The sequence below is a fragment of the Prevotella corporis DSM 18810 = JCM 8529 genome (assembly GCF_000430525.1).
GTDB lineage: Bacteria > Bacteroidota > Bacteroidia > Bacteroidales > Bacteroidaceae > Prevotella > Prevotella corporis.
Window position 1 is genome coordinate 20,187 of record NZ_AUME01000011.1, and the last position, 14,195, is coordinate 34,381.

Annotated in this window: 9 protein-coding genes; 8 read left to right on the forward strand and 1 reads right to left on the reverse strand. The window is 46.4% G+C overall.

The window, feature by feature from the left end; genetic code table 11:
• Nucleotides 1–104 precede the first annotated feature (104 nt).
• The 8 genes from H515_RS0103630 (at nucleotide 105) to H515_RS0103670 (ending at nucleotide 13,251) form a co-directional block, all read left to right on the forward strand.
• The gene (locus H515_RS0103630) at nucleotides 105–2,921 is read left to right on the forward strand and encodes a M16 family metallopeptidase (protein ID WP_028901593.1); all 2,817 of its coding nucleotides are present in this window, start codon (nucleotides 105–107) and stop codon (nucleotides 2,919–2,921) included.
• Nucleotides 2,922–3,520: 599 nt separating this feature from the next.
• On the forward strand, nucleotides 3,521–3,874 hold the full coding sequence (locus H515_RS13700; protein ID WP_025875654.1) for a hypothetical protein: 354 nt from the start codon (nucleotides 3,521–3,523) through the stop codon (nucleotides 3,872–3,874).
• Nucleotides 3,875–4,134: 260 nt separating this feature from the next.
• Nucleotides 4,135–6,312 (forward strand): TonB-dependent receptor, encoded by a 2,178-nt coding sequence (locus H515_RS0103645; RefSeq protein WP_028901594.1) that lies wholly within the window; start codon nucleotides 4,135–4,137, stop codon nucleotides 6,310–6,312.
• Nucleotides 6,313–6,380: 68 nt separating this feature from the next.
• Nucleotides 6,381–7,136 (forward strand): DUF4625 domain-containing protein, encoded by a 756-nt coding sequence (locus H515_RS0103650; RefSeq protein WP_028901595.1) that lies wholly within the window; start codon nucleotides 6,381–6,383, stop codon nucleotides 7,134–7,136.
• Nucleotides 7,137–7,263: 127 nt separating this feature from the next.
• Nucleotides 7,264–7,758 (forward strand): DUF4625 domain-containing protein, encoded by a 495-nt coding sequence (locus H515_RS0103655; protein ID WP_028901596.1) that lies wholly within the window; start codon nucleotides 7,264–7,266, stop codon nucleotides 7,756–7,758.
• 487 nt (nucleotides 7,759–8,245) lie between these two features.
• Nucleotides 8,246–9,472 carry a nucleoside recognition domain-containing protein gene (locus H515_RS0103660; RefSeq protein ID WP_028901597.1) on the forward strand — a complete coding sequence of 409 codons (1,227 nt, stop codon included), beginning with the start codon at nucleotides 8,246–8,248 and terminating at the stop codon, nucleotides 9,470–9,472.
• 22 nt (nucleotides 9,473–9,494) lie between these two features.
• Nucleotides 9,495–10,976, forward strand: a complete 1,482-nt coding sequence (locus H515_RS0103665) for an oligosaccharide flippase family protein (protein WP_025875658.1) — start codon at nucleotides 9,495–9,497, stop codon at nucleotides 10,974–10,976.
• Between the two features lie 154 nt (nucleotides 10,977–11,130).
• Nucleotides 11,131–13,251: a S46 family peptidase gene (locus H515_RS0103670; protein ID WP_028901598.1), complete on the forward strand. Its 2,121-nt coding sequence runs from the start codon at nucleotides 11,131–11,133 to the stop codon at nucleotides 13,249–13,251.
• Nucleotides 13,252–13,399: 148 nt separating this feature from the next.
• Here the strand turns inward: H515_RS0103670 and H515_RS0103675 are convergent, their stop codons facing one another.
• Nucleotides 13,400–13,789 (reverse strand): hypothetical protein, encoded by a 390-nt coding sequence (locus tag H515_RS0103675; protein WP_025875660.1) that lies wholly within the window; start codon nucleotides 13,787–13,789, stop codon nucleotides 13,400–13,402.
• Nucleotides 13,790–14,195 lie beyond the last annotated feature (406 nt).

A 14,195-nucleotide genomic window follows, 5' to 3' on the forward strand; every position in this document is an offset into this window, starting at 1 on the left:
TCTTAAGAACGGGGAAAAAAGTACCGAAAAAGTTATTATCTTTAAGGAATTTATGTACCTTTGTCGCAAATGAATAATTAATGTATTTTTTAACCTGTAATGAAATGAAACTTAAACATTTGTTTTTAGTTGCTTTTCTTTTTGTTGCTGGTATGGTATCAGCCCAACAGCTGGGCTCAATTCCAGTGAACAAGAACGTAAGGCAAGGTAAACTCAGTAATGGGCTGACTTATTACATTTTGCATAATGAGTGGCCAGAGCATGTTGCCAATTTCTACATCGCACAGCGAGTAGGCTCAATTCAGGAAGAAGAGAACCAGCGAGGGTTAGCTCACTTCCTTGAGCACATGGCTTTCAACGGCTCGGAGCATTTCCCTGACTCTGCGCTTCTGGAGTTCACCCGTTCTCTTGGAGTTGAGTTCGGTAGCGATTTGAATGCTTACACCTCCATTGAAGAAACTGTTTATCGTGTTTGCAATGTGCCAACACAACGCCAGTCGGCACTCGACTCATGCCTGTTGATCATGAAGGACTGGTCGAATGGTCTGACGCTGGCTGACAAGGAAATCGATAAGGAACGTGGTGTAATCCATCAGGAGTGGCAGTTGGGACAGAATCCTATCATGCGCATCTACAACCGTGCTCTGCCCAAGCTCTATCCAGGTTCGAAATATGGTCTCCGACTTCCGATTGGCTTGATGAGCGTCGTTGATAACTTCAAGTATCAGGCTCTTCGCGACTACTACCACAAGTGGTATCGCCCTGACAACCAGTGTATCATTGTCGTTGGTGATGTCGATGTTGACCATACGGAAGCCGAAATCAAGAAATTGTGGGCCAATGTCACAGTTCCCGCTGATGCTGCACAAGTTGTCGAAGAGCAAGTGCCTGACAATCCCCAACCTATTTATGTGTTTGACAAGGATAAGGAGATGCAGAATTCATCGGTTGGTTTCGCTATGAAGCATGATCCTTTCCCGAAAGCAATGAAGGGCAATCAGGCATATTACATCGATAGCTATCTGAAGGAAATGATTTCGATGATGCTCAACCAGCGCTTGCGGGAAATGTCTCAGAAGGCTGACTGCCCGTTTACGAGTGCATATAGTTACGATGGGGATTATATCCTTTCAAGTACGAAGGCCGCATTTCAGTTTGGCGCTACTGCAAAGGAAGGTAAGGATCTTGAGACACTTGCTGCTCTCTATCGTGAGGCTCAACGTGTGCGCCAGTATGGTTTCACACCAGGTGAGTTTGACCGTATGAAGGCAGAGTATATGTCACAATTGGATGCGCAGTATGCCAACCGCAATAAAATAAAGAACGACCAATATGGCGACGAGCTTCGTGATTACTATCTTAACAACGAACCTATTCCAGGCAAGGAAGAAGAATATCAGATTATGAAGCAGCTCATAGACATGCCAGTACTTAACATTGATGTTGCCAATGAATATGCTAAAGAACTGATTTCTGACAACGACAGTAATTTCGTTGCATTCATCTATGCACAGGAAAAAGCAGGTAAAGTTTATCCGACAGAGGACAAGATGGCGCAGACCATCAAGGCTGTTCGTGCTGAGAAGTTAGAACCTTATGTTGACAATGTGAAGAGTGAGCCTATCCTCGACGAGAAAAAGTTGCCAAAGGCAGGAAAGATTGTCAAGGAAACCGAGAACAAAACTTTCGGCTACAAGGAACTCACATTGAGCAACGGCGCACGTGTCATCCTGAAAAAAACAGATTTCAAGGATAATGAGATTCGTTTCAGCGCATCGGCAAAGGGCGGTTCAGGTTCGTATGGAAAAGCCGACTTCGATAATCTGCAGCTCTTCAACTCGGTAATCTCTGTCAGCGGATTGGGTAACTTCTCACATCAGGAGTTACAGAAAGCCCTCTCTGGCAAGCAGGTGAGTACGGGTGTCGGACTCTCTTCTTACTATCAGAGCATCTCAGGTAACTCTGTGCCAAAGGATATTGAGACAATGCTCCAGTTGGTTTACCTCAAGTTCACCAACATTACAAAGGATCAGGAGGCTTTCAATGCCATGATGACACAGTACGAGCAGGCTTTGAAGAACAAGCACCTCTCACCAGAGAGCGTATTCTCTGACTCACTCACATTAACTATCTACGATCACAACCCTCGTTATGCACCACTCTCTGTCAACACGTTGAAGGGTGTTAACTACGACCGTATCCTTCAGATATGGAAAGAGCGCTTCGCTAATCCAGGACAGTTCGTTTACTACTTCGTGGGTAACTTCGATGAGGCTACACTTCGCCCATTGATTGAGAAGTACATCGGTTGCTTGCCAAAGGGCAAGGCCGAGAATTGGACTAACGTTACTGGCTTCGCTAAGGGCAAAAGGGAGAACAAGTTTACCCTCAAGTCTGAAGTACCAAAGGCTATCGCCATGGAATTGTGGCACCAACCATTGGCTTACAATGTTGAGAACTATGTTTTGGCCGACGCTGCGGCACAGATATTGTCGATGGTCTATCTGAAGAATATCCGCGAGGATGAAGGTGCGGCTTACTCTGTTGGAGCAAGCGGTGCCCTGAACCGTCGTGGCGACGAGACATTGGCACTGATGCAGGCTTATTGTCCTATGGATCCGAATAAGGCCGACTTAGCCGTGAAGCTCCTCAACGATGGAATCAAGGAAAACTCTATCAAGGTTGATGAGGACAAACTTCAGAAGGTGAAGGACTTTATGCTCAAGCAGGCCGATATAGACGCTAAGAGCAACGGTCACTGGCTGAATGTAATCGACGAATACATCTGGTCGGGCGTTGACATTCAGAGTGGTTACAAGGCTGCCGTTCAGGGCCTGACAACTGCAAAGATTGCAGCCTACCTCAAGGGATTGCTCGCTGCGGGCAATCACTGTGAGATTGTTATGACACCCGCCAAGTAAGAAAAGGCTTTCCTGAAATCAGGGAAAGTGAACAATAGAGGGAGGGTGTTTCAACACTCCAAATATTAATAACTAAAAACTCGTTGTACGTTCTTGTGTAGATGTACAGCGAGTTTTTGATTTCCAGTCAATCGCGCATCTGTCTCAGGCTGCCGTTGGTAGTGTAAGAACAAAAGTGTAACTGTGTCATAGTTGAAATTTTCTATGGTCTGAAGTTACTGCATTTGACTCTGAAAAACAGTGTAGAAAATGGGATGCATAACATGTTGGTAATCAGTATAAAAGAACTCGTTACACAAAAGCTGACCTTTTGCATTGCAAAAGGTCAGCTTTTATCACGCAATAGGTCATCTTTTACTCGTTATCGCTTACGAACGAAATTCTACTTGGAAAGCAGAGAGAACCCCACCAGCTTCATTCAAGACGAGGAGAAAGAAGGCAGATTCCTCTGAAATAGTTGAGTTACCAATCAGATAGCCTTGCGTAGAGGCCCTTTCCATTACATAGAAATATTGTTAAATAATCAACATTATTATTTAATGTTTTGTGTAATCATGAAAAGTTCTTAACTTTGCAGTTCGACTGAAGTTATATTACTGATGACAAACAGATACTTACACGATAAAAAACGAGCGCTTGTCGCTTGGTGGCTTTTGGCAGTTTTCACGTTGCCATTGATCATCTGTACGTTCCATGTTTGTCAGATCGGCAATGAATTTGGGGGCACAGGAGCAGTGGTTTATCCGGCACAACATTCCGCTGGTCATCATGCAGACACCTGTCCTATCTGTCACTTCTCCTTTTTCAGTTTTTTAAAGCCTGTTTCTTTGCATGTTGAGGCAATTGCCCTAACATGTATTGTAGGCATCCTTCTTTTTACTACCGTAGGTTTCTATTGTACGACAAGCGAAACACACGGTCTTCGCGCACCACCGGCATTGGCTATGGTTTAATTCCCGTATTATGGGATTAACATAGCGTTTTTCTAATTGCTCAGAATACCACCAAAAACCAGCTAAACGACAAAGTCGTATCGGCTGGTTGTCAAGTGTGGGGATATGTTGGCGTACTGCACTTTTATCGAAGTGTGGTATTACGGTCGGCAGCACCCTTTTATTCCGAAAGCAATAGTGTGAATCCACTCTTTCACTCATTAGCTAATTTCTACAGATGAGCGAGGGTAAATAGCAAACCATCTATTTAAATCATCGAAATGAATAAAGCTTTGAAAGTCCTTATTCTATCTTTGACCACATACTGCTTATGGGGCGGAATGTCCGCAAATGCAGCAACAGTGCATCAGTTCAGTGCAACCGATGCCGGGAAGTTACAAAAGCCCGACACGATGGTTGTCATGAAAGATGTAACTGTGGTCGGAAATCGGCAACACGATTTCCAAATGAGGACATCAGTTAACAATATTAATATTGACCGCAGTTACCTTCATGACAATTTTGCAGGAAGTCTTATGCAGACTCTCGGCGGAGTTCCTGGAGTCAAGGCCATGAATGTGGGCTCTGGACAATCCAAGCCTGCTATCCGTGGACTGGGATTCAATCGCATGGTAGTAGCCTTGGATGGAATCAAGCACGAGGGACAGCAGTGGGGCGATGAGCATGGACTTGAAATCGACCAGTTTTCCATCGACAGGATAGACATTGTCAAAGGTCCGGCAGCCTTGCTCTATGGCTCTGATGCCATCGGAGGTGTTATCAACTTGTACAATAATTATATACCCACAAAGCCCTATCAGGGCAGCGTTTCCATCTTTTCTCGTTCCAACAATGAGTCTATTGGCGCATCGGCACGATTGGAGGGCAAGGCCGGAAATTTCTTCTGGCGCACCAACTTCACGCTTATCGATTACGCTGATTTCAAGGTTCCAACAGATAGTATTCAGTACTATTCATACTATATCCACTTAAAAAACAGACGTCTGCGTAATACGGCAGGCAAAGAGAGGGACGGAAGCATAACGCTGGGATATAAAAGCTACAATTTTAGGACCGATCTGAAGATTTCTAATTCAAACATTAAGAGCGGATTTTTTGCCAACGCACATGGCATTGAGGTGTTGTTGTCACAAATTGACTATGACAAAAGCCGTCGAGATATCGACCTTCCCTATCAGGAAGTGAACCATCTCACGCTGATGAACCACACCACGTACCAACTTAAGGGTGTGATGCTGGAAGCGAACCTCGCCTACCAAGACAATAAGCGCAGGGAATTTTCCGAACCGCAGTCGCATGGCTACATGCCCATGCCCCAAGGGACGTTAGAACGGGAATTCAACAAGAGCACCTACACGGCCAATCTTGGTATGAAAGCACAGCTTGGCGAGAAGCACGAGCTGAATTCAGGCGTCAACGTGGAGCATCAGCACAACCGCAGGGCTGGTTGGGGATTCGTCATACCCGACTTCGGGACACTCTCTTTGGGCGTCTATACGTTCGATCGCTACACAATCACGAAGAATCTCATTGTGAATGCTGGTGTACGCTATGATTTCGTGCGGACAAGGATAGACAGTTATTTCGATTGGTACAAGACACCTATTGGCGTAGCGGACTCTATCTACAAGGAACGCTCAAGCAACATCAGGCGCACGTTTAACTGTGCCACCTGGTCAGCAGGTGTGAACTACACCAATGGCAAATGGCTCTTGAAGGCAAACATCGGCAAAAGTTTCCGGGTGCCCATTGCAAAGGAACTTGGAGCTGACGGAGTGAACTACAATATCTTCAGATACGAGAAGGGTAACTCAGAACTCAAACCTGAAGAGTCATATCAGATGGATGCAGGGATCAACTGGGACAACGGTGTGCTGAGCTTTCAGCTCGACCCATACGTGAATTATTTCCCAAATTATATTTATATGAACCCAACTTCCGGCTATTACGAGGGACTGCAGCTCTACCACTACACACAGAGCAAGGTGTTGCGATGGGGCTTCGAGGCCACCGTCAACTGGAAGATTCTCGACAATCTCGAAGCCGACTTGAAGGGCGAGTATCTTTATGCCAGACAACTGTCGGGCGAGAAGAAAGGCTACACTTTGCCATTCTCAACTCCTTTCTCCATCGATGCCAGCCTGAAGTACTCCTTCTGCCAGAACAAACCAGACAATGAGGGCTATGTGTCGCTAAGTGGGCACATCGTCGGCGCTCAGAACGATATCGTTCCGCCTGAGAAACCCACACCGGGCTATTTCACTCTCAACATGACCGCAGGCAAGGAGTTTAAGTTCGACAAATACACGCTGAAGATAGGCATCAATGCTGAGAATCTTCTCAACCGAAAATACTATGACCACACGAGCTACTATCGGCTTATTGACGTACCAGAACCTGGTAGAAACGTGGCTGTCATGGTGGGATTGGACTTTTAATCATTACAATAATAAATAAAAATTAATTACAAACCATGGGACGTAGTCCCAACAAAAAAATCATTAAAATGGAAAAAAAACTAATGAACTGCGCAATTGCGCTTTTAGCAGTGTTTGCTTTGACAATGACATCATGCAGCAAGGACGATGAGACAACACCGAAAATCGAATTCCAAAATGTAGAAATTGGGCATGGAGGTACAGCGATAATTGGCAAGGACATCCACTTGGAATGTAAGATATTTGCTGAGGCAAAGGTCAAATATATTGATGTCTCCATGAAACAGAAAGGTGGAAGCAGCACTTTAGGAAAGCTTTACAATGATTCAAAGTATGTAAACGTGATTGATCCGGTGTTCCATGAGCATCTCATTTTGCCGGAAACATTGGCGGAAGGTGTGTATGTTGTGACAATCTCTGTGAAGGACATGGTCGGAACCACAAAAAGTGTTTCTCAGGAAGTAAAATTGACGAAACAGAGTTCTACTGCCCCAGTTGTCACCAATTTGGAAATTCTCAATCCCAAGACAAGGTTAGGTGTGGTAAAAGCTAAGGCTGGCGACATGGTGCTGGTGAAGGCGCACATCGAAGCTGCTAAAATCATTAAGGATATGGAGCTTGAATTCCACGGAAAAGATGAGAAGTCTGTCGCACTCACTGACGCTCAACTGAAGAAGTACATAGGCAAGAAGAGTGTAGATTTTGCAGAACAAATCATGGTTCCTGCCGATGCTCCTGCCGGCGAGTATCATTTCCATTTCACCGTTGAGGATGAGAAGGGGCAATCAGCCACTGGCGAGTTGGAAAGCTTTCAAATACAGTAAGATTTTCTGTCTGGGTGAAATGTGGATTCGGCGAGCAATCCCTCCCATCGGCACCCAGACGGCATTGATAAACCAAAAAGCTGGGGATGGGAAACCTCATTCCCGCTTTTGCAAAACTTAAGAAAAAATGAAAAAAATCAGCACATTTATCTTGTTGGCAGCATTGACCTTGTCGTTCTCTGCATGCAGCAGTGACGATGATAATGTGGTAATAGACACGGAAAAGCCAACCATTACCAGCGAGGGCATCGTGGCTATGCCCATCAACTGCCAGACTTACGAACTGGGTTCTGAAATACCCGTGCGCTATATCCTCAAGGATAATGTAGAGCTGGGTAATTACAACATTGAAATCCATAACAATTTCAATCACCATACCCACAGTACCGATGCCGGCGATTGTAAGCTGGATCCGATGAAGGATGCTGCTGCCAATGTGTGGGTTTTCAACCACGACTACACCATTCCCGCAGGAAGCAAGACCTATAAGATTGAGGAGAATATCAAAATTCCCGCTGACAGACAGCCGGGCGACTATCATTTCATGATACGTTTCACTGATGCCGCAGGGCATCAGGAGCTGAAGGCCGTCAGCATTAAACTGATTAAGCCTGTGGTGTGATTCTGCTTTTTGTCAAGTATTTTCACAATCGGCAGTCGGGAACATGACTTTTCGCACGGCGAAAGGTCAGCAATGACCCGGCAAAAGGTGACCTTTCATCATGCAAAAGGTCACCTTTTATGATGCAGCTTGTAAGTAGCAGATAACAAGCTGTTTAGAAGAGACTGGCGGAATGGGGTTCTGTCAAATATTTTCATTTGCTCTCCGTGTTTCCATAACTTAACGAGCGGTTGCGGAAAGTAGTCATGAAAGAAATTCGTCAGTTTTCAAGTGATAAGACTTGTTGAGGCTGGTGGTTGTCTTTCCTGCATTTTCAACTTGAAATTATCAAAAAACCGCGGTTTCATCGGTGACAATCGGTCTTGTGAGCCCTGCGCCACTATGCTCCTATCATACGTTTTGCATTCTTTTCAGCTTGATTTATTGCGATTGTGCGCAAAATGTATTACTTTTGTGTACTGAATACAAATTTCCGCATACTCAACCTATGGTTTTAAACTACATTTGGATTGCTTTCTTCCTGATAGCCTTTATCTTCGGAATCATTGGGCTCTGCATGGGCGACACAACAATCTTTCAGAAGATGGTCGATGCTACTTTCGACTCGTCGAAGACGGCTTTCGAGGTCTCTCTTGGCCTTACGGGAGTGCTGGCCTTGTGGTTGGGCATCATGAAGATAGGCGAACGCGCTGGTGCGGTGAACGTTTTGGCGCGGATGCTGAGTCCGCTCTTCACGAAACTGTTCCCCGATATTCCGAAAAACCACCCTGTCATGGGCTCTATCTTCATGAATATCGCTTCGAACATGCTCGGACTCGACAATGCAGCTACCCCGACGGGGCTGAAAGCCATGTCGCAGATGCAAGAATTGAACACGAGGAAGGACACGGCTACCAATCCGATGATTATGTTTCTCGTGCTGAACACCTCCGGACTGACCATCATTCCCACGAGCATACTGGCTTTCAGGAGCGCCAATGGCGCAGCATCGCCTACCGATGTGTTCATCCCGATACTGCTGGCGACCACCGTTGCCACGATTGCGGGCATCATTATTACGTCGATTTGGCAACGCATCAATATCTTTCAGCCTGTGTTACTGGCCACGATTGTTGGTCTGATGGGTGCTGTAGGTCTTGTGATTTGGGGATTCGGACAGATGGATCAGCCAACCATTGACGTGGTGACGTCGGTGGCTTCCAACCTGATTCTGATGTCGATTATCGTCCTTTTCATCGCCGCAGGCTTCTACAAACGCATCAATGTCTATGACTCGTTTATCGAAGGGGCGAAAGAAGGCTTCACCACAGCCGTGCGAATCATCCCCTATCTCGTTGCCATCCTCGTTGCTGTGGGGGTCTTTCGAGCATCGGGGGCGATGGATATGCTCATTGAGGGTGTCAGATGGTGCATTGAGGTGTGTGGCCTCGACACGAAATTCGTCGATGGATTGCCCACAGCCTTCATGAAACCACTCTCAGGCAGTGGGGCACGGGGGCTGATGCTTGAGACAATGAAGCATTTTGGTGCCGACTCTTTTGCCGGACGGCTCAGCTGCGTGTTCCAAGGATCTACCGATACGACATTCTATGTGTTGGCCGTTTATTTCGGAAGTGTGAGCATCCGCTATACAAGGCATGCCGTTGCGTGTGGCCTGCTTGCCGATTTGGCCGGTGTTATTGCAGCCATCGGCGTCTGTTACGTGTTTTTTTAAGAAGTAAAGTAAGGAAAATCAAATGGCAAACTTGAAATCATTGGCAAAAGATACGGCAATCTACGGACTCAGTAGCATTGCCGCACGTTTCATCAACTATCTGCTCGTGCCGATACAGACAGACCGGTTCAATTCCGCTGGCGGACAGTATGGAATCATTACCAACGTGTATGCCTATGTGGCCTTACTGATTGTGGTCCTGACTTACGGCATGGAGACGACGTTCTTCCGCTTTATGAGCAAGGAAGGCGAAAATCCCGACAGAGTATATGCCACCACTTTGAAGATGGTGGGAATGACATCGCTGCTCTTTATGGCGGTGGTGATCCTCTTTAATCAGCCCATTGCCTCGGTTTTGGGTTATTCTGACCACCCCGAATACATCCTCATCATGTATGTGACGGTGGCCATCGACGCTTTTGCAGCCATACCGTTTGCCTATCTTCGCTGCAAGCACAGACCCATAAAGTTCGCCACGCTGAAGATGTTGAACATCACGTTCAATATCGTTCTCAACCTGCTTTATCTCGTAGTGCTGCCGTATTTCAAGATCAATCCTTTCGGAATCTACGATGATCGCTTCACGCTCGATGTCGTATGGGTGTTCTATATCAACCTGTTCTGCACCATCGCCACGCTGTTGATGCTCTGGAAAGAACTCGCTGGTATCCGTTACAAATTTGATATGGTAACTTGCAGGCGCATGCTCTCATACACTTTCCCGCTGTTGATAATGGGACTGGCGGGACAGCTGAACCAATGCGCCTCGCAGATCATCTTTCCCTATGTCTTTAATGGGACACCCGAAGAGGCTCGCATGCAATTGGGCATCTATGGAGCATGTATCAAGATTGCAATGATCATGGTAATGATAACGCAGGCTTTCCGTTACGCCTACGAGCCCTTTGTGTTTGGAAAGTCGAAAGACAAGGACAACAAGGATACCTATGCCAAAGCCATGAAGTTCTATATCATTTTCACCCTTCTTGCGTTTCTCTCCGTAATGGGATATATGGACGTTCTCCGTCACGTGGTTGGCCGGAGTTACTGGGAAGGCTTGGAGATTGTCCCCATTGTGATGGCTGCCGAAATCATGTTCGGCATCTTTTTCAATCTGAGTTTTTGGTACAAGCTCACCGATCGTACCATCTGGGGAGCTTATTTTTCAGGAATCGGGGCCGCTGTGCTCATCGTTATGGATATTTTGCTCATCCCTCGCATGAGCTATTGGGCCTGTGCGTGGGCTGGTTTCGTGTCTTATGCCGTGAGTATGGTCATCAGCTATTACTTCGGGCAGAAGTATTATCCCATCAAATATCCCGTGAGGGACATCCTCATCTATGTTGTCATAGCTACGGTGCTTTTCGGAGGCATCACGGTATCTAACGAAATGTTGCCAACATGGGCAGCCTTGTCCGTTAATACGCTCATCTTGTTGGTCTTCATGGGTGTCATAGTGAAGCGCGATTTCCCATTGAGCAGGTTGAGAGGAATGAGGAAATAGAAGCCGTGGCTGGCTGACGGGGGCATGGGTAGTCAACCCCGATGATGCCTTATCTCCCTGACGACAGGGTAAGGCTGATGCCTGACAGAACGAAAGGACAATAATAATTTGCAAATAAGCATCATATCAAGTTTCACCATTAAACCAAATAATTATGAAAAAATCAACTTTAGTCCTTGCCGGACTACTCGCCATGAGTACGGCGCATGCCGATGAAGGCATGTGGACTCTCTACAATCTTCCAGACGCTGTCTATAGACAGATGGTAGATTATGGTTTCCAATTGCCTTGCGACATGCTTTACAATGACCCGAATGCCATTAGCAACTACGTTGTCAACTTCTCCGGTTTCTGTTCGGGCGTCGTTGTGTCGCCCGATGGTTTGGTGTTTACCAACCACCACTGTGGTTTCGGTGCCATCAACGCACATTCCACCGTGGAACACGACTACATGCGTGATGGCTTTTATGCCAAAAGTTTCAGCGAGGAGTTGCCTAACGAGGACATGTTCGTATCTTTCATGCGCAGTCAGCAGGACATTACGCCCCGCGTCAACAAGCTTATAGCAGACAAGAGTGCAGCTGAGCAGGAAAATATCCTCGACTCTCTCACCAATGTGCTGAGCGATTCGGTGAAGAACATCGACAAAACGCTCCGCGTTGAGGTAAAGCCTTTCTATGAGGGCAACAAGTATTACGCTACGACTTATCAGGACTTCACCGACATTCGTTTGGTGTTCACTGTGCCAAAGAGCATGGGTAAGTTCGGCGGCGACACCGATAACTGGATGTGGCCTCGCCAAACGTGCGACTTCTCTGTGTTCCGCATCTACGCTGATCCAAAAACGAACGGCCCGGCAACTTACTCCAAGGATAACGTGCCTTACCATCCGGAGCATTGGGCACCAGTCAGCATGCAGGGATACAAGGACAAAGACTTTGCCATGACAATCGGTTATCCTGGCAGTACCAGCCGTTACCTCTCGTCTTATGGCATCCAGCAGCGCCGTGACATTGAGAATACGGGGCGTGTTCAGACACGCGACATTAAATTGGCCATCATGAAGAAATACATGGATGCTGACGAAGCGACACGTATTCAGTATGAGGACGGCTACGCAAGCTCTGCCAACTATTGGAAAAACTCAATGGGAATGAACAAATGTATCGATTCCATCGGTCTTATTCGTCAGAAAGCGGAGTACGAGGCACGCATAAAGGACTGGCTCAGCAAACAGGAGGTGAAGAATCCTGCTACCAACGTGGACTTCGATGAGTTGGAAAAACTCTATGGTGAGAGCCGTCCGTTGTTGAATGCGCTCAACTACTGGGGGGAGTCGTTCTGGAAAACGTCTGAGTTCTTTACCCGTGCAATCAGGCTCAATCTCGGAATGCAGATCAAAGGTCCAAAGGACAATCCTAAAAAGCAGTACTGCGAGTTCGCTGACAACAGCGACAAGTGGAACTATGCTCTCGACAAGGAGATGACCGCTGCCATGATGAAGAACTATGCCAAGATGATGCCTGCAGAATATCACCCTGCTTTCTTCAAGACTGTCAACAAAAAGTTCGGTGGCGACTTCGATAAATACACCGAATGGCTCTACAAGAAGAGCAAGTTGCTCAAGAAAGGCGCTAAGTTCTATCAGAACAACCGCAAGAAATACATGAAAGATCCAGGCGTATGCATTGGTATCGACCTTATGGAGACTTACGCTGCAGTGGGTTCCAAGGTCGGTCCAGTGATGGAAAAGATACAAGCGGAGGAGAAAAAGCTCTGCGAAGCCAAGATACAGATGGAAATGGGCATGCCGCACTACAGCGATGCCAACTTCACCATGCGTATGAGCTACGGTCAAGTGGGAGGCTACATGATTGGAAACTTCAACAGTGGCTACTACACCACGGCAGAAAGCATTGTCGAGAAGTTCAAAAAGGCCGATGAAATTGCCGACTACAAGGCTGAACCTATCATGCACGAGCTCTTGAGTGCTTCCGATTACGGTCGCTATGCCGACAAGACCACGGGTAAAATGCAGCTCTGTTTCCTCACTAACAACGACATTACTGGCGGAAACTCAGGCTCACCGATTTTCGACGGCAAGGGACGCCTCATCGGTCTCGCATTCGACGGCAACTGGGACAGTCTCAGTTCCGACATCAATTTTGACCGCAACCTTGCCCGTTGCATCGGTGTTGATATCCGTTTCGTGCTCTACATGATGGATAAGTGGGGACATGCCGACCGTTTAATTAAAGAAATCAATCCACAGTAAATATGAGATGTGCGGTTGGTGCGAACACACCAACTCACCCTCATACAACCATAGAAAAAGGGTTCGGAAGATATTTCCGAACCCTTTGTTATTTCCGATTTCCCAAACGGCCAACTCCTGTCCGCCGTCCGTCGGGCCTTTCGCCTGCTTATCGTGTGCAGTTGGCCGTCCAGCTCTCACCTCCCTTTACAACCAGCATGGTCAGTTTGGAAGCAGTGATTGTGATTCCGCTCAAGCCTGTTCCGACACTGATGTAGGTGTTGTCGTCTTTCTTCTCGAACTTCACATTGTTCAAGTCGGGAATATCATTTGAGAAGTGGAACGAATAGGTTGAGCCCACTTTGTTGACTATCACCTTTCCGTTCTCCGTACTGATGTTTTTGGCGGGTTTGATGTTGGTATAGCCGATGTGTCCCTTATAAGTGCCGACGAAGAGGTCAACGTCTGCCGGGTCAGTGTCTTTACTACACGAGGTGAATACTGCTGTTGTCATCAACAGGCAAAACAGAATTGAAAAGATTCTCAATACTTTTTTCATAATTAAAAAATTTAGTTATACTTTGAGTCAAATTATAATTTTGACAGCAAATGTATGATGATTGTTTAATGATCTGATGCAAAAGATTTGATATTTCTGATAGTTTAACAGATAGATACTGCCCTTAAACAAATAAAATCTATTGTTTTCGACTATTAAAACTATCAAATTTTTGTTCAATAGTTGCAGTATGAGCTTCTTCTACAGCTAAAAATGGTGCTGCCTCCTTGCTGTACGGCCGTTCGATAGACGGCTTTTATCTGCTTGTCTTAATCTTTTCTGCGTTATCCCTCAATCTTGGGCGCTGCGTCTCCGACTGAATAGCAGACTATCAGTTGAACAATCGCTTTGCAATAGGTGACCTATGGCCGTGCGATTGGTCACCTTTCAGGCTGCAAAAGCTCAC

Coding starts and splice junctions, on each gene's coding strand:
- H515_RS0103630 (WP_028901593.1), top strand. CDS start 105: ATGAAACTTAAACATTTGTTTTTAGTTGCTTTTCTTTTTGTTGCTGGT.
- H515_RS13700 (WP_025875654.1), top strand. CDS start 3,521: ATGACAAACAGATACTTACACGATAAAAAACGAGCGCTTGTCGCTTGG.
- H515_RS0103645 (WP_028901594.1), top strand. CDS start 4,135: ATGAATAAAGCTTTGAAAGTCCTTATTCTATCTTTGACCACATACTGC.
- H515_RS0103650 (WP_028901595.1), top strand. CDS start 6,381: ATGGAAAAAAAACTAATGAACTGCGCAATTGCGCTTTTAGCAGTGTTT.
- H515_RS0103655 (WP_028901596.1), top strand. CDS start 7,264: ATGAAAAAAATCAGCACATTTATCTTGTTGGCAGCATTGACCTTGTCG.
- H515_RS0103660 (WP_028901597.1), top strand. CDS start 8,246: ATGGTTTTAAACTACATTTGGATTGCTTTCTTCCTGATAGCCTTTATC.
- H515_RS0103665 (WP_025875658.1), top strand. CDS start 9,495: ATGGCAAACTTGAAATCATTGGCAAAAGATACGGCAATCTACGGACTC.
- H515_RS0103670 (WP_028901598.1), top strand. CDS start 11,131: ATGAAAAAATCAACTTTAGTCCTTGCCGGACTACTCGCCATGAGTACG.
- H515_RS0103675 (WP_025875660.1), bottom strand. CDS start 13,789: ATGAAAAAAGTATTGAGAATCTTTTCAATTCTGTTTTGCCTGTTGATG.